This is a genomic window from Rhodopseudomonas sp. G2_2311, assembly GCF_047501505.1.
In the GTDB taxonomy this organism is placed as follows: Bacteria; Pseudomonadota; Alphaproteobacteria; order Rhizobiales; family Xanthobacteraceae; genus Rhodopseudomonas; species Rhodopseudomonas palustris_H.
This window is the reverse complement of the sequence record NZ_JAZDRK010000006.1, coordinates 17,231-41,346: the sequence shown is the minus strand read 5'-3', so window position 1 is coordinate 41,346 and position 24,116 is coordinate 17,231. Positions and strand designations below refer to the sequence as shown.

20 protein-coding genes are annotated in these 24,116 nt (G+C 66.2%); 8 read left to right on the top strand and 12 right to left on the bottom strand.

The features are described 5' to 3' along the window. Positions 1-25: 25 nt before the first annotated feature. The 5 genes from VRZ08_RS11160 (at position 26) to VRZ08_RS11140 (ending at position 6,834) form a co-directional block, all read left to right on the top strand. Positions 26-2,341 carry an FdhF/YdeP family oxidoreductase gene (locus VRZ08_RS11160; protein ID WP_414532574.1) on the top strand — a complete coding sequence of 772 codons (2,316 nt, stop codon included), beginning with the start codon at positions 26-28 and terminating at the stop codon, positions 2,339-2,341. A gap of 271 nt (positions 2,342-2,612) precedes the next feature. Then, positions 2,613-3,875 carry a glucose-1-phosphate adenylyltransferase gene (gene glgC, locus VRZ08_RS11155; RefSeq protein ID WP_107353943.1) on the top strand — a complete coding sequence of 421 codons (1,263 nt, stop codon included), beginning with the start codon at positions 2,613-2,615 and terminating at the stop codon, positions 3,873-3,875. Next, positions 3,872-5,323, top strand: a complete 1,452-nt coding sequence (gene glgA / locus VRZ08_RS11150; protein ID WP_414532573.1) for a glycogen synthase GlgA — start codon at positions 3,872-3,874, stop codon at positions 5,321-5,323. Before glgC ends, glgA begins: the two co-directional genes overlap by 4 nt. A 141-nt stretch (positions 5,324-5,464) precedes the next feature. Beyond that, positions 5,465-6,265, top strand: a complete 801-nt coding sequence (locus VRZ08_RS11145) for a crotonase/enoyl-CoA hydratase family protein (protein ID WP_414532572.1) — start codon at positions 5,465-5,467, stop codon at positions 6,263-6,265. Positions 6,266-6,312: 47 nt separating this feature from the next. Next, complete coding sequence (locus tag VRZ08_RS11140; protein ID WP_414532571.1) at positions 6,313-6,834, top strand: DUF1566 domain-containing protein; 522 nt, start codon at positions 6,313-6,315, stop codon at positions 6,832-6,834. Between the two features lie 15 nt (positions 6,835-6,849). Here the strand turns inward: VRZ08_RS11140 and radC are convergent, their stop codons facing one another. Both radC and VRZ08_RS11130 read right to left on the bottom strand, forming a co-directional pair. After that, entirely contained in the window at positions 6,850-7,569 is a 720-nt protein-coding gene (radC, locus tag VRZ08_RS11135) for a RadC family protein (protein WP_164572304.1), read from the bottom strand. Between the two features lie 103 nt (positions 7,570-7,672). Continuing rightward, positions 7,673-7,915, bottom strand: a complete 243-nt coding sequence (locus tag VRZ08_RS11130) for a hypothetical protein (protein ID WP_107342612.1) — start codon at positions 7,913-7,915, stop codon at positions 7,673-7,675. 103 nt (positions 7,916-8,018) lie between these two features. Between VRZ08_RS11130 and VRZ08_RS11125 the strand changes: the two genes are divergently transcribed. Continuing rightward, positions 8,019-9,014, top strand: a complete 996-nt coding sequence (locus tag VRZ08_RS11125) for a Ku protein (RefSeq protein ID WP_414532570.1) — start codon at positions 8,019-8,021, stop codon at positions 9,012-9,014. A 360-nt stretch (positions 9,015-9,374) separates the two neighbouring features. On the opposite strand, the gene map is transcribed toward VRZ08_RS11125, so the two are convergent. Next, a complete protein-coding gene (gene map / locus VRZ08_RS11120; protein WP_107342614.1) occupies positions 9,375-10,199 on the bottom strand; it encodes a type I methionyl aminopeptidase in 825 nt (274 codons plus the stop codon). Positions 10,200-10,402: 203 nt separating this feature from the next. On the opposite strand from map, the gene VRZ08_RS11115 reads away from it, so the two are divergent. Further along, positions 10,403-12,196 (top strand): potassium/proton antiporter, encoded by a 1,794-nt coding sequence (locus VRZ08_RS11115; protein WP_414532569.1) that lies wholly within the window; start codon positions 10,403-10,405, stop codon positions 12,194-12,196. Positions 12,197-12,217: 21 nt separating this feature from the next. Here VRZ08_RS11115 and mepA read toward each other — a convergent pair whose 3' ends face one another. Then, entirely contained in the window at positions 12,218-13,180 is a 963-nt protein-coding gene (mepA, locus tag VRZ08_RS11110) for a penicillin-insensitive murein endopeptidase (RefSeq protein WP_414532567.1), read from the bottom strand. Between the two features lie 494 nt (positions 13,181-13,674). Between mepA and VRZ08_RS11105 the strand changes: the two genes are divergently transcribed. After that, positions 13,675-15,795, top strand: a complete 2,121-nt coding sequence (locus tag VRZ08_RS11105) for a putative bifunctional diguanylate cyclase/phosphodiesterase (RefSeq protein ID WP_264053993.1) — start codon at positions 13,675-13,677, stop codon at positions 15,793-15,795. A gap of 12 nt (positions 15,796-15,807) precedes the next feature. Here VRZ08_RS11105 and VRZ08_RS11100 read toward each other — a convergent pair whose 3' ends face one another. From VRZ08_RS11100 to VRZ08_RS11065, 8 genes are all read right to left on the bottom strand, one after another. Then, positions 15,808-17,565 (bottom strand): alkaline phosphatase, encoded by a 1,758-nt coding sequence (locus tag VRZ08_RS11100; RefSeq protein ID WP_414532566.1) that lies wholly within the window; start codon positions 17,563-17,565, stop codon positions 15,808-15,810. Positions 17,566-17,807: 242 nt separating this feature from the next. Beyond that, positions 17,808-19,145 (bottom strand): argininosuccinate synthase, encoded by a 1,338-nt coding sequence (gene argG / locus VRZ08_RS11095; protein ID WP_408017677.1) that lies wholly within the window; start codon positions 19,143-19,145, stop codon positions 17,808-17,810. Positions 19,146-19,245: 100 nt separating this feature from the next. Continuing rightward, positions 19,246-20,025 (bottom strand): phosphatase PAP2 family protein, encoded by a 780-nt coding sequence (locus tag VRZ08_RS11090; RefSeq protein WP_264053996.1) that lies wholly within the window; start codon positions 20,023-20,025, stop codon positions 19,246-19,248. Then, positions 20,022-20,522 (bottom strand): hypothetical protein, encoded by a 501-nt coding sequence (locus VRZ08_RS11085; protein ID WP_164573593.1) that lies wholly within the window; start codon positions 20,520-20,522, stop codon positions 20,022-20,024. The genes VRZ08_RS11090 and VRZ08_RS11085 overlap by 4 nt, the downstream gene beginning before the upstream one ends. After that, a complete protein-coding gene (locus VRZ08_RS11080) occupies positions 20,522-21,115 on the bottom strand; it encodes an HD domain-containing protein (RefSeq protein ID WP_414532565.1) in 594 nt (197 codons plus the stop codon). The genes VRZ08_RS11085 and VRZ08_RS11080 overlap by 1 nt, the downstream gene beginning before the upstream one ends. A gap of 3 nt (positions 21,116-21,118) precedes the next feature. Next, complete coding sequence (gene rlmN / locus VRZ08_RS11075) at positions 21,119-22,318, bottom strand: 23S rRNA (adenine(2503)-C(2))-methyltransferase RlmN (RefSeq protein WP_414532564.1); 1,200 nt, start codon at positions 22,316-22,318, stop codon at positions 21,119-21,121. Positions 22,319-22,503: 185 nt separating this feature from the next. Next, on the bottom strand, positions 22,504-23,079 hold the full coding sequence (locus VRZ08_RS11070) for an invasion associated locus B family protein (RefSeq protein ID WP_107342624.1): 576 nt from the start codon (positions 23,077-23,079) through the stop codon (positions 22,504-22,506). Positions 23,080-23,233: 154 nt separating this feature from the next. Further along, positions 23,234-24,070 carry an SDR family oxidoreductase gene (locus tag VRZ08_RS11065; protein WP_414532563.1) on the bottom strand — a complete coding sequence of 279 codons (837 nt, stop codon included), beginning with the start codon at positions 24,068-24,070 and terminating at the stop codon, positions 23,234-23,236. Positions 24,071-24,116: the final 46 nt, after the last annotated feature.

Here is a 24,116-nt window from a genome sequence, read left to right as displayed (position 1 = left end):
TGGCGGCGCGTTGCCAGGAGTTCGCATGTCCCAAGACGAGTCCCGACTTCACGACACCGACATCCCCGATCCCGCCGACGGCACGGTGGCGTATGACGGCCCGGCCGGCGGCTGGGGCTCGCTGCAGGGGATCAGCAGAATTTTCGGCAAAGAGTGGAGTTCGCCGGCCGCGATCGAAACGCTGATGCGCCAGAACAAGCCGAAGGGCTTCATGTGCGTGTCTTGCTCCTGGGCCAAGCCCGCCGACTATCACACCTTCGAATTCTGCGAGAACGGCGCCAAGGCGACGCTGTGGGAGCTGACCAGCGCGCGCTGCACGCCGGAATTCTTCGCCGAGCACAGCGTCACCGAGCTGCGCGGCTGGTCCGACTACGATCTCGAAATGCAGGGCCGGCTCACCCACCCGATGCGCTACGACGCCGCGACCGATCACTACGTGCCGTGTTCGTGGGACGAGGCGTTTCAGGCGATCGGCGAGCATCTAGGCTCGCTCGATCCGAAGTCGGTGGTGTTCTATGCGTCCGGCCGCGCCAGCCTGGAGACGTCGTATCTCTACGCGCTGTTCGCGCGGCTGTACGGCACCAACAACCTGCCCGACAGCTCCAACATGTGCCACGAGACCACCTCGGTGGCGCTGAAGAAGCTGCTCGGCGTCGGCGTGGGCACGGTGGTGTTCGACGATCTGTCGAACTGCGACGCGATGTTCTTCTTCGGCCAGAACACCGGCTCTAACAGCCCGCGTTTTCTGCATCCTCTGCAGGAGGCGGCCAAGCGCGGCGTCGAGATCATCACCTTCAATCCGGTGCGCGAGAAGGGCCTCGAAAGCTTCGTCAATCCGCAGAACCCGGCCGAGATGCTGACCGGCCGCGAGACCAAGATCAGCAGCCAGTATCATCAGGTCAAAGCCGGCGGCGATGTCGCGGTGCTGATCGGCCTGTGCAAGCACGTGTTCGCGCGCGACGATGAAGCCAAGCGCGAGGGCCGCCGCGTGCTCGACGTCGATTTCATCCAAGCGCACACCGATGGGCTCGACGACTTCGAGGCCAAGGTGCGCGCCACTTCGTGGGATGAGATCGAGCGCGAGTCCGGTCTCAGCCGCGCCGCGATCGAGGCGGCCGGCGACGTCTATGTGAAGGCCGATCGCGTGATCGGCATCTACGGCATGGGGCTGACCCAGCACGCCCACGGCTTTTTGAATGTCGCGATGTTCGTCAATCTGCTGCTGCTGAAGGGCAACATCGGCCGAGACGGCACCGGCATCTCGCCAGTGCGCGGCCATTCCAACGTCCAGGGCCAGCGCACCGTCGGCATTTCCGAAAAGCCCGAGCTGGTGCCGCTGGATAAGATGGCCGCGCAGTTCGGATTCGATCCGCCGCGCCACAAGGGCATGAACACGGTCGAAGCCTGCCACGGCATTCTGGCGGGCAAGGTCGGCGCCTTCATCGGCCTCGGCGGCAATTTCGTCCGCGCCATCCCGGAGCGCGACGCGATGGAAACCGCCTGGACGCGGATGCAGCTCACCGTGCAGATCGCCACCAAGCTGAACCGCAGCCATCTTATCAACGGCAAGTCCGCCTACCTGCTGCCCTGCCTCGGCCGCACCGAACAGGACATCCAGGCCGGCGGCCCGCAGGCGGTCACGATGGAAGATACCTTCAGCTGCATCCAGGGCTCGATCGGGCTGCGCAAGCCGGCCAGCGAGCATCTGAAGTCGGAGCTCGCAATCGTCGCCGGCATCGCCAAGGCGACGCTGCCGGGCGGCAACCCGAAGCTGAGATGGGACGACTGGGTCGGCGACTATGGCTTGGTCCGCAATCTGATCGAAGAGAGCTACCCGGAGATGTTCGGCGACTTCAACGCGCGGATGTTCACGCCCGGTGGTTTCTACAAGGGCAACGCGGCGCGCGAGCGGATCTGGAAGACCGAGAGCGGCAAAGCGGAGTTTACGACGCCGGACCGGTTGAATTCGATCGGCTTCGATGAAGCGCCCGGCCGCTACCGGCTGATCACGATGCGCTCCAACGACCAGTTCAACACCACGGTCTATGGCATGAGCGACCGGTTGCGCGGCATCGAGGGGCGCCGCGACGTGCTGCTGATCAATCCGGACGAGATGGCCAAGGCGGGCCTCACCGAAGGCCAGCAAGTGTGGCTCGAAGGCGACGCCGGCGATGGCGTCCATCGCGAGGCTGGGCCGCTTGTCGTGACGCCGTTCAAGCTGCCCGACGGCTGCTTGGGGGCGTATTATCCGGAGATGAATTCGCTGATGCCGGTGTGGCACCATGACGGGCCATCGAAGACGCCGGCGGCCAAATCGGTGCCAGTGCGGATTCGGACCTGAGACGGCATGTCTGCTTGATCCACGTCATCGCCTGTTCACGCCGGTCGATTAAGCCGCAGCAGGATGCGTCGTGTCGCACGCGCGTCATCCTGCCGGCTTGCGGATTGCTGCCATCGAATGATCGGGTTGCGTCTGTGCACGGCGGGGTGGCATTGCAAGCCCTGCACGCGTCGGCCACTATGTGGCGCTGCGACATCGCCGTCGTCATGCGCAAGACACCGTCGCGCACAGTGGGAATGGCCGGCTCCCGGCCGCTGGAATGAGAGGCCGCATGAGTCAAGGTGTCACCGCTCCGTTCGCCCGTCATGCGATGGCTTACGTGCTGGCGGGAGGACGCGGCAGCCGCCTGATGGAGCTGACCGACTGGCGCGCCAAACCGGCGGTGTATTTCGGCGGCAAATCCCGCATCATCGATTTCGCGCTGTCGAATGCGCTGAATTCCGGCATCCGCCGCATCGCAGTGGCGACGCAGTACAAAGCCCACAGCCTGATTCGGCATCTGCAGCGCGGCTGGAACTTCTTCCGGCCGGAGCGCAACGAGAGCTTCGACATTCTGCCGGCGAGTCAGCGCGTCTCGGAGGAGATGTGGTACCGGGGCACGGCGGACGCGGTCTATCAGAACATCGACATCATCGAGAGCTACGATCCGAAGTTCATCGTCCTGCTCGCGGGCGACCACGTCTACAAGATGGACTACGAGAAGATGCTGCAGCAGCACGTCGAGCAGGGCGCCGACGTCACGGTCGGCTGCCTCGAAGTGCCGCGGGCTGAAGCCACCGCGTTCGGTGTGATGCATATCGACGAGAGCGATCGCATCATGTCGTTCCTGGAAAAGCCGGCTGATCCGCCGGCGATGCCCGGCAAGGCCGACAAGTCGCTGGTCAGCATGGGCATCTACGTCTTCGAGACCAAATTTCTGCTCGACGAGCTGCGCCGCGACGCCGCCGATCCGAATTCGACGCACGATTTCGGCAAGGACATCATCCCCTACATCGTCAAGCACGGCAAAGCGGTGGCACATCACTTCGACAAATCGTGCCGCCGGTCGAGCTCCGAAGCGATCAGCTACTGGCGTGACGTCGGCACGGTCGATGCTTATTGGGCTGCCAATATCGATCTCACCGACATCGTGCCGGAGCTCGACCTCTACGACCGCGAATGGCCGATCTGGACCTATGGCGAGATCACGCCGCCGGCGAAATTCGTCCACGACAAGGAAGGTCGCCGCGGCGAAGCGGTGTCGTCGCTGGTGTCCGGCGGCTGCATCATCTCGGGTGCATCGCTGCGGCATTCGCTGCTGTTCACCGGCGTCCGCGTCCACTCGTTCTCGCATGTCGAGAACACCGTGGTGCTGCCTTACGCCGACATCGGCCGCTCGTGCCGGCTGAAGAACGTGGTGATCGATGCCGAGGTCAAGCTGCCGGTCGGTCTGGTGGTCGGTGAAGATCCGGAGCTCGATGCCAAGCGGTTCAGGCGCACCGAAAACGGCATCTGTCTGATTACCCGCGCGATGATCGAGAAGCTCGACGCATGACCACACTGGCGGTTCTCTCTGTTGCGTCGGAACTGTTTCCGCTGATCAAGACCGGCGGCCTCGCCGATGTGGCGGGCGCGTTGCCGGCCGCCCTGCGGGCCAACGACATCGCCGTCACCTCGCTGCTGCCGGGCTATCCGGCGGTGCTCGGCGGGATCGAGGATCCGCAGCAGGTCCACAGCTTCAACGAATTGTTCGGCGGCACCGCGCGGCTGCTGGCGGCGCGCTGCGGCGATCTCGATCTGTTCGTGCTCGACGCGCCGCATCTCTATGTCCGGCCCGGCAATCCCTATGTCGGCCCGGACGGCAAGGATTGGCCCGATAACGGCCTGCGTTTTGCGGCGCTGGCGCAGGTCGGGGCCGCGATCGGCCAGGGCCTGCTGCCGCACTACAAGCCGGACGTGCTGCACGCCCATGATTGGCAGACGGGACTATTGCCGGCCTATCTGAAATACAGCGGACGGCCGGGACCGAAGACTGTCTTCACCATCCATAATCTGGCGTTCCAGGGGCGGTTTCCCTACGAGCTGCTCGCCAGGCTGGGCCTGCCGGAGCGCGCCTTCGGCCTCGACGGCATCGAGTATTACGGCGGCATCGGCTATCTCAAGGCCGGCCTGCAGCTTGCCGACCGCATCACCACCGTGTCGCCGACTTATGCAGCCGAGATCCAGGGTTCGGAAGCCGGCATGGGCCTCGACGGCCTGCTGCGGCTGCGCGCCGACCGGCTGTCCGGCATCCTCAACGGCATCGATACCGACGTCTGGAATCCGGCCAATGACGCGTTGATCTCGGCCACTTACGACGTCGAAAGCATCGCGGCCCGCACCCGCAACAAGAAGGTGCTGCAGGCACGGTTCGGTCTCAAGCCCGAGCCGGGCGCGCTGCTGTACGGCGTGATCAGCCGGCTGTCGTGGCAGAAGGGGCTCGACCTGTTGCTCGAAGCCCTGCCGCAACTGATCGCGGGCGGCGCACAGCTCGCCCTGCTCGGCTCCGGCGATGCCGAACTCGAACAGGCCTACGCGGCCGCGGCGCGCAAATATCCCGGCCAGGTCGGCGCAGTGATCGGCTACGACGAAGCGCTGGCGCATCAGATCCAGGCCGGCGCCGACGCGCTACTGGTGCCGTCGCGGTTCGAGCCCTGCGGCCTGACGCAGCTCTGCGCCTTGCGTTATGGCGCGGTGCCTGTGGTGGCGCGGGTCGGCGGTCTGGCCGATACGGTGGTCGACGCCAACGAGATGGCGACCGCGACCGGCGTCGCGACCGGCGTCCAGTTCGCACCGGTGACGACGGACGCGCTGATCAAGGCGTTCGGCAAGACCCGCGCGCTGTTCGCCGATGTCGTCGCCTGGCGCAATCTGCAGATCAACGGCATGACCACCGACGTGTCGTGGAAGAACCCGGCGCAGCACTACGCGAAGCTGTATCGCGACCTGGTGACCGAGCGCTGAGCCGGCCGCGGGCGGGCTCCAACGATGAACCCGCATCCCGGCCTTGTCGCTGATGGTCTTGATCGCCGTCACGGCTCGTGACAGCGATGCTGTCATGACGATCCCGCCAAGGGACGCAAGGCGACCAAAAGGGAGAAACCCATGCCCAGCCAGGACACCGTCCGGATCGAACGCGATGGTCCGGTGACCATCGTCACGATCAACCGCCCCGAACGCCGCAACGCTGTCGACGGCGCCACCGCCAAGAAGCTGTACGATACCTTCCTGGCGTTCGATGCCGACGAGACCGCGTCAGTGGCGGTGTTCACCGGTGCGGGCGGCACGTTCTGCGCCGGCGCCGATCTGAAAGCGGTGGCGGCCGGCGACGCCGAAAAGAAGCGCGAGATCGCCGGCCACAACACGCTGGCGCCGATGGGCCCGAGCCGGCTGCGGCTGTCCAAACCGGTGATCGCCGCGGTCGAAGGTTTTGCGGTCGCCGGTGGCCTCGAATTGGCGCTGTGGGCCGATATGCGCGTGGTCGCCGAAGATGCCACCTTCGGGGTGTACTGCCGCCGCTTCGGCGTGCCGCTGATTGATCTCGGCACCATCCGGTTGCCGCGGCTGATCGGTCACTCGCAGGCGATGGATCTGATTCTCACCGGCCGTCCGGTGGCGGCCGACGAAGCGCACCGCATCGGGCTCGCCAACCGCCTGGTGCCGCGCGGTGAGGCGCTGCCGCGCGCGGTCGAACTCGCCAAACAGATCGCGCAATTCCCGCAGACCTGCCTGCGCGCCGACCGGCTGTCCGCCCTGCAGCAATGGGACCTGCCGGAAGAAGACGCGATCATGAACGAGATGCGCGGCGGGCTGAAAGTGATCCAGTCCGGCGAAACCCTGTCCGGCGCCACCCGGTTCGCGCAGGGCGAAGGCCGCCATGGAGCGTTCGGCAAGCCGGCTCCATGATCAGGCACGGCGAGCAGGCTGGGGCCAGCAGATCGCATCGCGGTGTGGTGACCGCGTTGATTTGCGCTGCGCTGTCGCTTGCCGCCTCCTCCGTCCGCGCCGATTGCTACGACCGCGACCGCAGCGGCCATCAAACGCGCTTTCGTCTGGCGGCCGCGGAGGCGATCGACCAGCGCACCGGGCTGATCTGGCAGCGCTGCTCGGTGGGCAACAGCTGGAGCGGCAGCGCCGGCTGCAAAGGAGCGGTCAGCTATCTCGGCCTCGATCAGGCGATCGCGGCGGCAAGCAGTGCTGGCGATGGCTGGCGCGTGCCGTCGGGCGCAGAGCTCGAAAGTCTGGTCGATAGCGACTGCGGCAGCCCGGTGGTCGATACCACGGTGTTTCCCGACATCGTGCCGACCGAGGAAGGCCTCGCCAAATACTGGACCGTCACGCCGTATGGCATGCTCGATCTGTACTGGAATTTCGACTTCGTCGACGGCCATCCGGACAGCAACAGCCGGGGCATCCGCCTCGCCGTCCGGCTGGTGCGCTCGGCCGGTCCCGAAGCCAAGCCGGGCGCGAACTAAGCCCGGCCAGCGGCCTCAAATCAGCCTCAGCCCCTTGAGGCTGGCGTGACCGTTCTTGCCGACGATGATGTGGTCGTGCACCGCGATGCCGAGCGGCTCGGCGATCGTCATGATCGACTTGGTCATCTGGATATCGGCCTGCGACGGCGTCGGATCGCCGGATGGGTGGTTGTGCACCATGATCACCGCGGTGGCGGACAGTTCGAGGCCGCGTTTGACGATCTCGCGCGGGTACACCGGCGTGTGGTCGACGGTACCGACCTGTTGCAGTTCGTCGGCGATCAGCTGGTTGCGCTTGTCGAGAAACAGGATCCGGAACTGCTCCTTGTCGGCGAACGCCATGGTGGTGCGGCAATAGTCGATCACCGCCGACCAGGACGACAGCACGGTGCGCTGCTTCACCTGCCCCTTCGTCACCCGCGCCGCCGCAGCCGCGATCAGTCCGATTTCGATGATGGCGGCGTCGCCGACCCCGCTGACTTCGCGCAGCCGTTCGGCCGGCGCATGCACCGCCTCGGCGAACGAACCGAACCGGGCGATCAGCTCTTTGGCGATCGGTTTGACGTCGCGGCGCGGCAGCGCCCGGAACAGCACCAGTTCGAGCAGCTCGTAGTCGGACAGCGCGTCGGCGCCGGCGTCGCGAAACCGCTCGCGCAGCCGCTCCCGATGGCCATGATAATGCGGCGCTTCGGCAAATCCGGCTGGATGCAATCGCTCGGCGTTGTCTGTCGGCATGTCCACGGCCGCGCAGGTCTGGTCACGCACAACCATGCCGTGCCGCGCGGCTTTTGCAACCCGAATTCGGCACTGGTTTTCGGCGCTTAACAGAGTTCCGGCGCTAGTCGGCGCTTGGCAGCCGCCGCATGGTGAATTCGATGGTGTCGTCCGGCAATTCCCGCCAGCTCTCGACGCTACTCATATAGGCGGCCTTCGGCCACGCCTCGAGAAACGCCTTCGCCTTGGCCCGGGCGGCCGGGCGGGGCAGCACGAAGGTCTCGCGCAGAAAGCCGTCGGCCGGCTTGCTGCGCCGCGCCATCCGCGTCGCAAGATCGCGCGGCAAATCCCGGGGACGATCGATCATGGCGGCGGCTCCGCTCTCCTCGACAGCAAGATAGTCGGTCGCGGGAACGAATCCGAGTCCTTCCGGCTTTGAGTCCGGTTCGAGTAGCAGTGGAGTATGCGTCATGGCCCCCCGCGCCAACTGGAAGGGCTTTCTCAGGTTGTCTCTGGTGACCTGCCCGGTAGCGCTCTACCCGGCCACATCGGATTCCGAAAAAATCAGCTTCAACCAGATCAACCGGGCGACCGGGCATCGGATCAAATACCTGAAGGTCGATGCCGAGACCGGCGACGAGGTGCCGGCCGACGAGATCATGAAGGGCTACAAGGTCGATACCGACAGCTACATCGAGGTCACCAAGGATGAGCTCGACAACATCGCGCTGGAGTCGACCCGCACCATCGAAATCGATCAGTTCGTGCCGCGGTCCGAGATCGATGATCTGTATCTGGTGCGACCGTATTACCTGGTGCCGGACGGCAAGGTCGGTCACGACGCCTATGCGGTGATCCGCGAAACCATCCGCAGCATGGACAAGGTGGCGCTGGCGCGCGTGGTGCTGACCAATCGCGAGCACGTCATCGCGTTGGAAGCGCGCGACAAAGGCCTGGTCGGAATGCTGCTGCGCTATCCCTACGAGGTGCGTGACGCCGGCGACTACTTCGACGACATCCAGGACGTGAAGATCACCAAGGATATGCTCGATCTCGCCAAGCACATCGTCGAGCAGAAGTCCGGCCACTTCCAGCCCGATCTGTTCGAAGATCACTACGAGAGCGCCCTCACCGAACTGATCAACAGCAAGATGGCCGGACAGCCGATCAAGCCGCAAGCCCGCCCGCGCGGCGATAACGTCGTCGATCTGATGGACGCGCTGCGCAGGAGCCTCGGCGACGCGAAGTCGGCGCCGGCGGCCAAGAAGTCAGCTTCATCCGAAACTGCGGAGAAGTCAGCCCCCGCCAAGCCCGCCCGCGCCAAGAAGCGCAAGACCGCGCCTGGGCAAAAAGAAATGCTGCTGCCGATCGCGGGGAACGGCACGGGCAAGGCGAAGGAAGAACCGGCGAAGGCAAAGAAGCCCGCGCGGAGCGCGGCGGGGCCTAAAGCCCGGAAGGCCGGTTAGTTCATCACAACGTCAATGCCCGCGTTGCCCTCACCCCAGCCCTCTCCCGCAAGCGGGAGAGGGAGCGCGCCGTGCGCGGGGCCAGGACTTTGGCTTTGCGAGAGCCGTGTGTGAGCAGGCTGTGGCTTGCGAGAAAGCCGCTAGTTTGGCGAGAGGACCTGTGGCTCGGAAGATGACTGTGGCCTGCCACTCTACGTCCGCTCGAAATGTATTACTTAACCCCGCAGGCAGCCAGCTCCCTCTCCCGCTTGCGGGAGAGGGGTGGGGTGAGGGCGACGCGAGCACTGAGTTGACTCTTCAGCGTCGGCACCGCGCTGAGCGGCGTTTGCCGACGCTACGGCGGCTGCGCGATGGACGCGCTCAGCTCTGGAACGGCGGCTTGTCGAGGCCCTTGGGCGAAGCCGTGAAGATCTCGCAGCCGTCTTCGGTGACGCCGATCGAATGTTCGAACTGCGCCGACAGCGAGCGGTCGCGGGTGACCGCGGTCCAGCCGTCGGACAGGATCTTCACATACGGCTTGCCGAGATTGATCATCGGCTCGATGGTGAAGAACATGCCGGGCTTCAGCACCGCGCCCTGCCCGGGGCTGCCGACGTGGATGATGTTCGGCTCGTCGTGGAACAGCCGGCCGAGGCCGTGGCCGCAGAAATCGCGCACCACGCTCATCTGCTGCGGTTCGACGAAGCTCTGAATGGCGTGGCCGATGTCGCCGGTGGTGGCGCCCGGCTTGACCGCGGCGATACCGCGCAGCAGCGACTCGTAGGTGACGTCGATCAGCCGCTCGGCTTTGCGGGCGATCGGACCCACCGGATACATCCGGCTGGAGTCGCCGTACCAGCCGTCGACGATCATGGTGACGTCGACATTGACGATGTCGCCTTCCTTCAGCGGCCGGTCACCCGGCATGCCATGGCAGACCACGTGATTCAGCGAGGTGCAGGTCGAGTAGCGATAACCCCGATACATCAGCGTCGCCGGATAGGCGCCATGGCTGAAGGCGAATTCGCGAACGAAGTCGTCGATCTTCGAGGTCGGAACGCCCGGCTTGACGATGTCGACCAGTTCGTCGAGGCAGCGCGCCACCAATTGGCCGGCCTTGCGCATGCCGGCGAAGCCGGCCGGGCCGTGCAGCTTGATCTGCCCGGTCTTGCGCTGGGCGGTTTCGGTGGCGTCGACGTAGCTCATGCGGACCAGTCTTTTGGGGATGCGGTGATTTGAGCCCAATCTAGTGATCGCAGCCCGCCGCAGCAAGCGCGCACGCCGGCCGTCTGGGTCGCCGGCCGGACATGGCCGCTGCCGAAGGCCATCGGCCGCAATGCTCTCTTGGCGACGCAATCCGGCGACGTTAAGGATGCGGCAGCGTCCCGTCACCCAATCGCAGAGAGGCAATGGAGTCCCTCGACTCGGTCAGCATCGCCATTCTGCTCGGCTCCGTCCTGGTGATGGCGGGGATCCTGTCGAGCCTGCTGGCGCTGCGGTTCGGCGCGCCGCTGCTGCTAGTGTTCCTGGTCATCGGCATCCTGGCCGGCGAGTCCGGCCCCGGCGGCCTCAACTTCAACGATCTCGGCACCACTTACCTCGTCGGCTCCGTGGCGCTGGCGCTGATCCTGTTCGACGGCGGCCTCAAGACGCGATTCTCCAGCATCAAGGCGGTGCTGGCGCCGTCGATGGGGCTGGCGACGGTCGGCGTACTGCTGACCGCGCTGGTGACGGCGCCGGTGGCCCGCTACGCGCTCGATCTGAGCTGGGTCGAAGCGCTGCTGGCCGGCGCGGTGGTCGCCTCGACCGACGCGGCTGCGGTGTTCCTGCTGGTGCATGCCCAGGGGCTGCGGCTTCGCCCGCGCGTCGGCGCGACCCTGGAGGTCGAATCCGGCACCAACGATCCGTTCGCGGTGTTCCTCACCCTGATGCTGGTGGAGCTGATCACCCGCGGCGAAAGCTCGATCCTGCATGTGCTGATCGAATTCGTCCGCGAGGCGGCGCTCGGCGCGGTGATCGGCGTGGTCGGCGGCCGCGTCGTGGTGATGGCGCTCAATCGCGTGGCGCTGCCGCAGGGCCTGCACGCGCCCTTCGTGACCACCGCGGCGCTGGTGGTATTCGGCGCCGCGCAGATGTCGCACGCGTCGGGATTTCTCGCGGTCTATCTCGCCGGCATGATCATCGGCAATCAGCCGACCCGCGCGCATAATTCGGTGGTGGCGTTTCTTGATGCCGCGACCTGGCTGGCGCAGATCGTGATGTTCGTGCTGCTCGGCCTGTTGGTGTCGCCGCAGCGGCTGATGGACAGCATCGGCCCGGCGGTGGTGATCGCGTTGGCCTTGATGCTGGTGGCGCGGCCGCTCGCGGTGTTCATCTGCCTGGCGCCGTTCCGCTTCAATTGGCGGGAGCGGCTGTTCATCGCCTGGGTCGGCCTGCGCGGCGCGGTCGCGATCTTCCTGGCGTCGATCCCGATGCTGGTTGGGCTGTCGAAGGCGTACATCTATTTCGACGTCGCCTTCGTGGTGGTGCTGATTTCGCTGATGCTGCAGGGCTGGACGCTGGCACCGGCGGCCCGCAAGCTGCACGTCGCGCTGCCGCGCACCGATCGCGGGCCGCGGCGCATTGAACTCGACCTGCCCGGCCAGCTCGAACAGCAGCTCGTCGGTTATGCGGTGCGGCCGAAAAGCCTGTATCTGAAACGCGGCCTGATCCCGTCGTGGTCGAAGCCGACGCTGGTGATCCGCGACGAGCGCATCCTGACGCCGGAGGAAGCCGATCCGGTCGCGCCCGGCGACTACGTCTATCTGCTGGCGCCGCCCGAAAAGGCCGCCGCGCTCGACCGCTTCTTCGTCGACATGCCGCCGTCGACTGCGCCCGATCCGCATCTGCTCGGCGATTTCATCGTGCCGGGCGAGACCTCGCTGGGCGATCTTGCGGCCGCTTACGGCGTCAGCGTGCCGGCCGGCCAGGAAGCGCTGACGCTGGCGGATTACTTCGACATCTATCTCGACCAGGCCCCGATGGTCGGCGCGACACTGCCGCTGGACTCGATCGTGCTGGTGGCGCGCAGCCTCGGTGGCGGCCGCGTCAATGTGGTCGGCCTGCGGCTGCCGGAGGAAGAAGACGAGACGCCGCCGCCGACCCGGCTCGCCAAACTGAAGTCCAAGCTGTCGGACGTCTGGTCGGCGCTCGCGGGCGTGTAGCTCATCGTCTCTCCGGGCTGATCAGTCCGGCTTCTTGTCGGGGGCGTTCAGCACCGCCCGGCATTCGGCCGGCAGCTCGGACAGCGTCAATTGGTGCCGCGGCGGGGGTGGCTTCAGCGGCGGCTTCGGATGCAGCACCGCATCGCTGAACCAATAGGCGAAATCAGAGGCGCCACAGCCTTCGCCCGGCGGCGGTTCGGCCTGCGACTCGCAGCCGTCGATCCCGGCCGGACAGCGCAGCCGGATGTGGAAGTGGTAATCGTGGCCGTACATCGGCCGCACCTTGTGCAGCCAGCTGCGGTCGCCCTTGGCTTCGCGGCACAGCGCCTTCTTGATCGCGGCGTTGACGAAGATGCGGTCTACCTCCGGCTCCAGCGCCGCGGCCCGGATCACCTTCCAATGCGTCGGCGTCCAGGCCGACGGCTCGATGTCGAGCCGGTCGCTGCGGACCATCATCACCGCCGACATCTCTTCGCGCTCGTTGCGCGACAGCAGCCGGTTCGGCATCGGCGTCAGCCAGATGTCGGCATCGAGCCCGACCTGGTGGCTGGCGTGGCCGGTCAGCATCGGCCCGCCGCGCGGCTGCGACATGTCGCCGATCAGGATACCGTTCCAGCCGGCCTGCTCGCGCGCCTTGTCGGCAAGGCGCTCGATCAGCCGCACGGTGGCGGGAAGCGCCCACGCCCGGTTGCGCGACAGGCGCATCACCTGCCACGTCGGACCGTTGATAGGTATTGAAGTGCCGCCGGCCATGCAGCCCTTGGCGTAGAAGCCGATTGGGCGGGGCTGTTGCGCGGTTGGGCGCAGCTTGCGGGCGAACAGCTCGCGTGCCGCGAGGTTTGGATCGTTGGGATGCGCCAGCGGCGGCAGCGGTTTGGGGTCGAGGGTGCCTTTGTCCTGGGCCATCGCGGCCGGGACGAACAACATCATCGCAGCCAGCAGACTGGCGAGCCGGACCGGAGCAGCAAGAATCGCGCGGCGCATACGCTCACTATACCGCACGCGCGCCTGATCTCGACTGGGTTGGGCTCGGGGCTGTAGCTTGGCGGAGATGATTTCGCGCGGAATTCGCCTGTCTTTAAGCCGGCGCTAACCTTGCTGGAGTCTGGCGCAATTTGCAGCGCCGGGTGGGCAATCGCTCACCGCGTGGGCAATGCCGGGCCGGAGTCCCCGGAAAGACGGTCGAATCCCTGTGCTGGAGGTTATTCGGCACCGCCTCGAGCTGGCAAATTGCCTGTCCCACGAGCACGCCGGGCCCGGCTGTTAACCCTTCCAGCCTGCGACATCCCTGCCGTTATACAATTTTTTCAGACACTTATTGCACAACCAGGGCGTCATTTGCGTGGTGGTGATGCGTGGTGAGTCCGCAAGTCCGGCTGAAGAAAAAGAAGACGGCTCGAATCCGTCCGTCTGCCGGCAGCGCTAAGCCGCGCCGCAGCGCGCTGCCCGCCCCCAAACTGTCGTCAAAAACACGCCGGATGGCGCGGCCGGCGGACGTCGCCGAAGGCGAGCGCGCGGTCGCAGCCGCGCTCGAGGAAGCGCGGCGCTCGCACGCCCGGCTCCGTGAGGCGATCGACATCCTGCCCCAAGGCATCGTGTTTCTCGATGCCGACGGCCGCTACATCCTCTGGAACAAGCGCTACGCCGAGATCTACAAGGCCAGTGCCGATCAGTTCGAGCCCGGCGCGCGGATCCAGGACACCATGCGCATCGGCATCGCGCGCGGCGACTATCCGGAGGCCGAGGGCCGCGAGGAGGAATGGATCGCCGAGCGGCTGCAGCGGATGTTCAATCCGGGCTCCAGCCACGAGCAGGTGCTGGCCGACGGCCGCTGCATCCAGATCGAAGAGCGGACCACCTCCGACGGCGGCATCATCGGCCTGCGCGTCGACATCACCGAGCTGAAGCAGCGCGAAGCTTCGTTCCGGCTGATGTTCGAAAGCAATCCGGTGCCGATGATCGTCTGCCAGCTCAATGACGAGCGCATCCTCGCCGTCAACGATGCCGCGGTCGAACACTACGGCTACTCGCCGTCCGAATTCGCCTCGCTGACAATCCGCCGCCTGCAGGCATTCGAGACCGAGCTGCCCTGGACCGGCAATCACACCCACGAAGAACGCACCGCGCGGACCTGGAAGCACGTCAAGGCCGACGGCTCGCTGATCGATCTGGCGATCTACTCACGCCAGCTCACCTATAATGGCGAGCCCGCGGTGCTGCTGGCGCTGATGGACATCACCGAGCGCAAGCGCGCCGAGATGCGTCTCGCCTTTATGGCGCATCACGACGGGCTCACCGGGCTGCCGAACCGCAATTCGCTGCGCAAGCGGCTCGACGAGCTGCTGATCCAGACCCGACGCACCGGCGAGAAGATCGCGGTGCTGTTCGTCGGCATCGACAATTTCAAGGCCGTCAACGACACGCTCGGCCACGCGGTCGGCGACAAGCTGCTGCGCGGCGTCGCCCGCCGGCTGCGTTCGACGCTGCGCGAGGAAGATCCGCTGGCGCGGCTCAACTCCGACGAATTCGCCGTGATCCAGACCGGCATCAAGCGGCCCGAGGACATCGTGCTGCTCGCCAAGCGGCTGCTGCACGCAATCGCCGAGCCCTATCTGCTGCAGGGCCATTCGGTGGTGGTCGGCGCCAGCATCGGCATCGCGGTGGCGCCGGGCGACGGCGACGATTCCGAAAAACTGCTGATGAACGCCGACATGGCGCTGTCGCGCGCCAAGAAGGACACCCGCGGCACCTTCAGCTTCTTCGAAGTCGGAATGGACGCGCGCGCCCAGGCGAGGCGCAAGATCGAGACCGATCTGCGCGCAGCGCTGCAGCACGAAGTGCTGCGCCCTTACTATCAGCCGCTGGTCCGTCTCGCCGACGGCCGCATCACCGGCAGCGAAGCGCTGGTGCGCTGGCCGCATCCGGAGCGCGGCATGATCTCGCCGGCCGAATTCATCCCGGTCGCCGAAGACACCGGACTGATCAACGCCATCGGCGCGCAGATCCTGCGCTCCGCCTGCATGGACGCCGCGCGCTGGCCAGATGACGTCCGCGTCGCCGTCAACTTGTCGCCGCTGCAATTCCGGGTCGGCAATCTGCTCTCGGTGGTGATGGATGCGCTGAAGCAGTCCGGCCTGCCGCCGCGCCGGCTGGAGCTCGAGATCACCGAGACGCTGCTGCTGGAAAAGAGCAGCCAGGTGCTGGCAACGCTGCATGCGCTGCGCGCACTCGGAGTGCGGATCTCGATGGACGATTTCGGCACCGGCTATTCGTCGCTGAGTTATTTGCGCAGCTTCCCGTTCGACAAGATCAAGATCGATCAGTCGTTCGTCCGCGGGCTGTGCGACAACCGCGAATCCCAGGCGATCGTGCGCTCGATCATCAGCCTCGGCAACGGTCTCGGCGTCACCATCACGGCCGAGGGCGTCGAAAGCGAGGCGGAGCTGAGCTGGCTGCGCGCCGAAGGCTGCCAGGAAGCGCAGGGCTTCCTGTTCAGCCAGGCCCGTCCCAACGCCGAAATCACCGGGCTGCTCGACCTGCAGCAGAGCGGTGCTTCCGCCGGTGCAGAGTTTGCGATGGGATCGGCGCGGGTGGCTTAAGCGCGCCGCCTGCTACTTGGCCTCGGCGCCGAGGCCAAGCGCGTCGGCCATCACCCGGAACACATCGGTGTTCTCCAGCGAACCGCGAACGCGCTCGCTGCCGGGGCCGGCGGCGGTCAGGATCACGTCCTCGCCGGAGTGAACGCTGGCGTTCATCATCGCCGGCAAATTGCCGATGCGCAGCACCGCGCCGGGCACGCCCTTGTACTTGTCGTTGGCCTTGAAGGTGCCGGGCTTGTCGCCCGCCTCGGTCGGCTGGTTCGGGCCGTCGAGCTTCGGCCGCAGCGTCTCGTAGTGATCCGGCAGGCTGGCGGAGAAGATCGCCAGGCGCCGGCTGACATCGACGCGCTCCGGATAGCCGTCCGCATCGGGCGCCGGATAGTTCGGAAAGCCGGCGCGCTCGTACACGCCGATCCGCTCGCGCAGCGGCACGTCGTCGCCCTCGGCGAGATCGTCGCGCACGGTGCCGACCAGCGCGTTGGGATGGTTGTGATCCGCCACCACCAGGATCAGCGTGTCGTCGCCGCGGGCCTTGGCCCAGTCGCGGGTCTGGCGCACCGCATTGTCGAGCATGATGGTGTCATAGACGGCGCGCTCCATGTCGAGTGCATGGGCGTATTTGTCGATCAGGCCGGATTCGACCATCAGGAAGAAACCTGCGTCGTTCTTCGACAGCACGTCGAGGGCGACCGCGACCTGCTGGGTCAGATCAGGCTGGTCCGGGTTCTTGGCGACCCCGCCACCTTTGAGGAAGCGGCGGTCGAGGACGCCGTCCATGTTGCCGGGCGCGAACAGGCCGAGCAGTTTTCGCGGGCCGGTCTTGCTCGCCGCGTCGAGGTCGGTCGCATTGGTGGCAACCGCGTAGCCGGCGTCGCGGAATTTCGCCAGATAATCGATATCGTCCTTACGCTTGCCGTTCGCGGCTTTCGGCAGGAAGTAAGCGGCGCCGCCGCCCATCAGCACGTCGGGCTGGGCGGCGTAGAACTGCGCGACGATGTCGTCATATGCCGCGCGGCGGCGGGTGTGGGCGATCACCGCCGCGGGCGTCGCGTCTTCCACTTCGGTGTTGGTGACGATGCCGATCGACAGCCCGAGCTTCCGCTTGGCAAGCGAGGCCAGCGTTTCGACCTTGGGATCGTCGAGCGGGTCGGGGGTGCGGTCGGCATAGACCCCCATCGCGTTGACGGCGGCCTTGTGGCCGGTCGCATAGGCGCTGGCCGCATTGGCCGAGTCGGTGATGATCGAGTCGCTCCCCGCGGTCGACACCAGCGCCATCTGCGGCATGTCGTCGATCGCCAGCTTGCCGCCCGCGCGGCCTTCTTGGATGCCTTTCGACAGCAGACGCGCCGCCACCCGATGCGCCGGCGACAGACCGTCGCCGACAAACAGGATCACGTTCTTGGCCCGCCGAGGCCCGGTGTCGTACACGGTCCAGCTCACGCTGCGGCGCGTAGCGCCGTCGCCGGCCTCGATGCTGTAACGACCGGGTTTGTTCAGCGTGACGTCGCGGAGCAGCAGTGCGGACCGGGGTTGTCCCGCCTCTTGCGCGATCAACTCCGGGGCTTTGCCGAACACGGCCGCGGCGTCAGCACCATTGATGGTGAGGCTGGCTTTGTCCGCGGCGACTTCACCGGCGAACTCGACCTTGAGGTCGAACCTGGCGCCGGCCAGAATCTCGGCGCGGTCGATTGGGTAAATGGTTTGAGCCGAAGCGGCCGAAACGAACATCAGCGACGCAAACGCCGTCGCGACAACATGCCTGGTCATCATCACGGTCCTGATTGATGCGCGGGACCGTATGAGCGGCAAATGACGGTTGGATGACGCGGCCGCGTGGTGGTGGATGTGTGCTCGATCTTAGTGACTAACCAAGCATGTCATTCCGGGGCGCGCGAGCGTCAGCTCGTGCGATCCCGGAATCTCGACGTTCGGGGTACCGCCGGTCGTTCAACAACCTCGGGATTCCGGGTTCGCTCGCTCCGCGAGCGCCCCGGAATGACGGTGAGCTGCTACTAGCCCTTGTCGTTTTCCAGCTGCGGGATTGGGGTGCCTTCGCCGGACGACAGCAGGCCGGTCTTGGCGTAGAGGCCGAGCTTGGCGCGGGTGTCGGTGATGTCGAGGTTGCGCATCGTGAGCTGGCCGATGCGGTCCGCCGGCGTGAACGGCGCGTCCTCGACCTTCTCCATGCTCAGCCGTTCCGGCGCATAGGTAAGGTTCGGGCTCTGGGTGTTCATGATCGAGTAGTCGTTGCCGCGGCGCAGCTCCAGCGTCACTTCGCCGGTGACGGCGCGGGCGACCCAGCGCTGCGCGGTCTCGCGCAGCATCAGCGCCTGCGAGTCGAACCAGCGGCCCTGATACAAGAGCCGGCCGAGCTTCATGCCGTTGATGCGGTACTGCTCGATAGTGTCTTCGTTGTGGATGCCGGTTACCAGCCGCTCGTAGGCGATGTGCAGCAGCGCCATGCCGGGCGCTTCGTAGATGCCGCGGCTCTTGGCTTCGATGATGCGGTTTTCGATCTGATCGCTCATGCCGAGGCCGTGACGGCCGCCGATGGCATTGGCTTCGTAGAACATCGCGACCGGATCCGTGAAGGTCTGGCCATTGAGCGCGACCGGCTGGCCTTCCTCGAACCGCACCGTGACCGCCTCGGCCTTGACCGCGCAATCGTCGCGCCAGAACGGCACGCCCATGATCGGGTTGACGATCTTGATGCCGCTGTCGAGGTGTTCGAGATCCTTGGCCTCGTGGGTGGCGCCGAGCAGGTTGCTGTCGGTCGAATACGCCTTCTCGGCGCTCATCTTGTAGGCGAAGCCGTGCGAGGTCATGAACGCCGACATCTCGGCGCGGCCGCCGAGTTCGTCGATGAACTGCTGGTCGAGCCAGGGCTTGTAGATCCGCAACGCGGGGTTGGTCAGCAGGCCGTAGCGGTAGAACCGCTCGATGTCGTTACCCTTGTAGGTCGAGCCGTCGCCCCAGATGTTGACGCCGTCTTCCTTCATCGCCGACACCAGCATGGTGCCGGTCACGGCGCGGCCGAGCGGGGTGGTGTTGAAGTAGGCGATGCCGCCGGTCGAGACGTGAAAGGCGCCGGCCTGGATCGCCGCGATGCCTTCGTGCACCAGCTGGGTGCGGCAATCGACCAGCCGGGCCTTCTCGGCGCCGAACTCCATCGCCTTGCGCGGGATCGCGTCGTAGTCCGCCTCGTCGGGCTGGCCGAGGTTCGCCGTATAGGCGAACACGCGGGCGCCCTTCTGCTTCATCCACAGCAGCGCCGCGCTGGTATCGAGACCCCCTGAGAAAGCGATGCCGACGTTTTCGCCCTTGGGCAGGCTTTTCAAGATCGTAGTCATTGGAAGTCCCAATCGGTTGAAGCAGTTGCGGTTGCTGCGCGCATACCAAACTTCGCGGCCAGCGGCACGCGTTTAATCGCGGCGGAGGAACGGATGCGGCTCAGGCGGCCGGCGCCGGGCCGATGTCCTGGCCGCGCCATTTCTTCAGCCGCAGCCTGTACAGCGGCCAGAACGCCCGGGTCAGCGCCGCGTCGATCGCCTCGTCCGAGGTCCGGCTCCAGGCCCAGCGGTAGATCAGTGCGTAAAGCAGCCAGATCACCAGAAAGGTGACGAGGCCGGCGATCGCGACGTCCGTGAAGAAATGCCCGCCGAACGCCATCCGCAGGCCGCTGGTGACGGTGCCGAAGGTGAAGGCCGCCGCATAGGCGTAAGGACGCACCGCCGGCGGGGTCAGGGCCGCGGGCGCGAAGGTCCAATAGGCGGTGGCGCCCTCGCCGGAGAAGAACGAGCAGTTCTTCGGGCAGGCGCCGGAATTGTCCCACCACGCCTTGAACTGCCACGGGCCGTTGAATTCGGTCACCGCGGCCGGCCGCGGTCGGCCCCAATGGCTCTTGAAGGTCATGTTGGTGAGGACGCCGGCCGACAGCGTGATGCTGATCAGCAGAAACGCGACCGTGCGGCCCGGCATCACCAGCGGCCGGTCCGGGCGGATCATCTTGTAGACCAGCGCGAAGATCGACGGCGCCGCGATCGCCCAGGCGATCCACATCGCAAAATCGCGGGCGAATTCGAGATCCGGCATCGCGCGCATCGGGAAGGTCTTGGCGGCCGTGTCGTAGAACAGGCCGGCCAGCCACAGGTCGAGGCCCGGAAACAGACCGAACGTCAGCCCGATGCCGGCGAACAGCGCCAGCGCGATGAGAAGTCCGTTGCGGTTCATGGGGCGCGGTTTACCGGAGGCGGTGCGGGTTGGGAAGGCGGCAAGGGCGCGCGCCGGCGGGGCGGATCGCGCCAGGCACCGGCGTTGCGGCCGGCGACCAGCCAATACACCATGCCGCCGACGATGCCGGCCCCGGTCATGATTTCGAGGTGGCGGCGGATGATGCCGTCGAAATGCAGGGTCGCCGGATCGAATGGCACCAGGCCGAGATAGCATGCGACCCCGACCAGCGCGCCGCCGATCGCATAGGCCAGGGCGCTGCGGATCGAAAACGCCTCAGTGATCAGCACCACCACCAGCGCCGGCAGCAGCGCAAAGCCGGACACAAAGATGAAGCCGAAGCCCATCACGATGTTCAGCGCATCGGTGTCGATCGGCCCGTCGGCGATCTGGCTGAGCTCAGGAAACAGCAGCATCCCGACCACTACCAGGCCGGCGGCGATCGAGGCGAACAGGAAGCCAATCGCGATCACGAACAGGCGGCCGAGCAATGCCATTAGTCGGGTGCTCCGGAGGCTTGCTGAGCTGTCATCCGCGCCCTTGTGTCGTTGTCGAGTTCGGCGCGGATCGCACCGATCAGCGGGTGAACCGCGGTGTGCTTGGTGCCGTAATCGAGATTGAACGCGTAGTCGAAGTCGGTCGGGTTGAGGCCCTGCGTGTGCTGTAGGATGGTTTCCAGCTTATCAAGCCCCTTGGCGAGCCGCCCTTCCGGCGAGGCTCCGATCTCGTAGTCGTGCCACAGAGCCAGAATCTCGGCGCGGCGCCTATCGTCGAGCGGCTGCGTCAGAGTTTCGATATCGGCGCGCTCCCGTGCGGCTCTGTCGTCGCCCTCGACTTGAGCCACGGCCGGCACGTCGCCGTGCAGGGCTTCACCGAGGTCGTGGACGATGCAGATCTTCAACAGGCGGGCCACATTGATATCGCCGAGCCCGTCGGCGAGCAGCATCGCCATCAGGCACAAACGCCAAGTGTGTTCGGCGGTGCTTTCGGGGCGGCCGGTGGACGTGTACCCGCTGCGGATCACGCTTTTGAGCCGCTCGGCTTCGCGCAGGAAGGCGAGCACGCCCTTGATCTCGTCGGCGGGCAGCATGGATCAGTCCGTCATCGCCATCGCGCGCAGCGCGTTGCGTTCGCGCACCGACAGCTTTTCGGTCTCGGATTTGAGCTGACCGCAGGCGGCCAGAATGTCGCGGCCGCGCGGGGTGCGCACCGGCGACGAGTAGCCGGCGTTGAAGATGTATTCCGAGAACTTCTCGATCTGGTCCCAGTCCGAGCATTCGTATTTCGAGCCGGGCCACGGATTGAACGGGATCAGATTGATCTTGGCCGGAATGCCCTTGAGCAGCTGCACTAAGCGGCGCGCATCGTCGAGCGAGTCGTTGACGCCCTTCAGCATCACATATTCGAAGGTGATGCGGCGGGCATTCGACGCGCCCGGATAGTCGCGGCAGGCCTGCAGCAATTCCTTCAGCGGGTACTTGCGGTTCAGCGGCACCAGTTCGTCGCGCAGTTCGTCGCGCACGGCGTGCAGCGAGATCGCCAGCATCACGCCGATCTCGTCGCCGGTGCGCTTGATGTTCGGCACCACCCCGGAGGTCGACAGCGTGATCCGCCGCCGCGAGATGCCGATGCCTTCGTTGTCCGAGACGATCAGCAGCGCGTCGCGCACCGCGTCGAAATTGTAGAGCGGCTCGCCCATCCCCATCATCACGATGTTGGTGATCAGGCGATTGCCGTTCGGGGTCTCGCGGTCGATCCAGTCACCGAGCCGGTCGCGCGCCACCATCACCTGGCCGACGATCTCGCCGGCGGTGAGGTTGCGCACCAGGCGCTGGGTGCCGGTGTGGCAGAACGAGCAGTTCAGGGTGCAGCCGACCTGGCTGGAGACGCACAGCGTGCCGCGGTCGGTCTCGGGGATATAGACGCACTCGACCTCGTGAGCCTTCTGGCCGTCGCCGCCGCTCGGCAGCCGCAGCAGCCATTTGCGGGTGCCGTCGGCAGAAATCTGCTCGGCCACCACTTCGGGCCGGTCGACCGTGAAGTGCTCCCCCAGCGTTGCCCGCATCTCCTTGGACACATTGGTCATTTCGGAGAAATCGCGGGCGCCCCGGACATAGATCCAATGCCACAGCTGCTGCGCCCGCATCTTGCGCTGCGGCGGCGCCACGCCGACTTCGCCAAGCCGGTCGCACAATTGCGCCCGCGACAGCCCGATCAGCGACGGCTTGGCCGGCGGCACATAGGTTTCCAGCGGGGTCTTCTCGACCAGGGCCGAGGCGGCAGAAGGCGTCATCGCATCACGTTCAGGTTGGTGGCCGGCCATCCGCGGCGGGCGTGCAGAGCGGGGCACAAGCCGCCGGTCGCCATGCATATAAGAACCCGCCGCCCGGTTGTCGCCGGCTGGCGGGTCGTCTGTACCGGAATGCTTTACCGAACGGGGCGGCCGGCCTCAATAGCGGCGGCCCGCGGGGCGGGCTCTCAGCTGCCGCAGGCCTGCGCCACCTTGTCGAGCGCCTGGGCCAGCCCCTTCAGCGAAAACACGTCGGTGCTGGCGGTTCCCTTGGCCGAGACCCCCTTGACGGTGATCTCGGCGCCGCGGCGCATCGCCTCGACCAGGCGTTCTTCCTCGGCGGCGTTCTTGATCCAGATGCCGTCGCCCTGGGTGTACATTGCAAACGAGCTGCCGGCGACCTCGATGGCCGATTCCGAGCCCGGCTTCAGCGGATAGCCGACCATCACCGAGACCTCGTTGACCACCTTTTCGGACGGCCGGGTCGAGATGAACGCGTAGGCCGGATCGCGCGGCCGGTTCGGCGGTGTGGTCTTGGAGGAGGATGGCTTGGCCAGCGCGAAGCACACCTTCTTGCCGCCGGGCGCCGCCGTATAGGCGCCCCAGCTGCCGAACTGGCCGATCAGCGTCGGCTCCGCGCCGCCCGAGGCAGCCGCCGGCGTCGCGGCCGGCTTGCCCTTGGCTTCGCGCGCCACCGCAGCGTTGCCCGCCGCAACCATCAATGAACCCGCCAACGCGGCAATCAGCATTCGCCTCATGATCATGGGCAAGTCTGGTCCCTCATCATTGTGACTGCAAAATGGCTCGCGGGGGTCCGCTGATCACGACGCCCGGAATAGCCGGGACGGTCGATTCTGGAAAGCCGTCAACGGGCGTTGCTCACCGCCGATGTGGCTTCGGCATGTAGCTGGCGTACCTTCAGGATTTGGCGCGTCCGGCCCGGTGCGCGGCCCATTGCTGATCGCTCCATTGCAGCAGGTCCTCGGCGCCGGAGCTGCGCAGATGGGTGCCGCCGTCCTGCACCACCATCTCGCCAGTGATGTAGCCGGCCTGATCGGAGATCAGGAAGCTCGCCAAGTTAGCAAGCTCGTCGTGGCGGCCGACGCGGCCGAGCGGCACCCGGTCCGCCGGATCGGCGGCGCGTCCGTCCGGCCTGAGCTGCGCGGTCGCACCCGCGGTCGGAAAGGCGCCGGGCGCGATCGCCACCAGGCGGATCTGCTTCGGCCCCCACTCCACCGCGAGGCTCTTGGTCATCGCCAGCACCGCCGACTTCGCCATCGCGGACGGTACCGTGAAGGCGCGCCCCGTGATCGTCGAGGTCGAGAGGATGCTGAGCACGACGCCCGCGCGGCCGCCGTCGATCCAGCGCCGCCCGGCGCCGAGCGTGCAATACATCGCGCCGTGCAGCGTCGGTGCCAGGATCGCGTCCGCGGCGCGCGCCGACATTCGCTCGGTCTGCGCGATAAAGGTCGCGGCGGCATTGTTGATCAGCACGTCGAGCGGCGCCGCGCCCCAGATCTCATCGAGCATGGTTTCGACCGCTTGCGGATCGCGCACGTCGCACACGAGGGTGTCGACTTGGCTGCCGCGTGACCGGAGTTGCTCCGCGGTCTCGTGCAGCACCTCGGCGCGTCGTCCGCACAGCACCAGCGACGCACCGAGTTCGGCAAAGCGTGCCGCCATCGCTGCACCGAGTCCGGAACCGCCGCCGGTAATCAGAATCCGTTTGTTCGCGAGCAGACCAGCCTCGAACATCGCGCGCCTCCTTGATTAACCGCGAAGCGGAATTCGTGCGGACCTG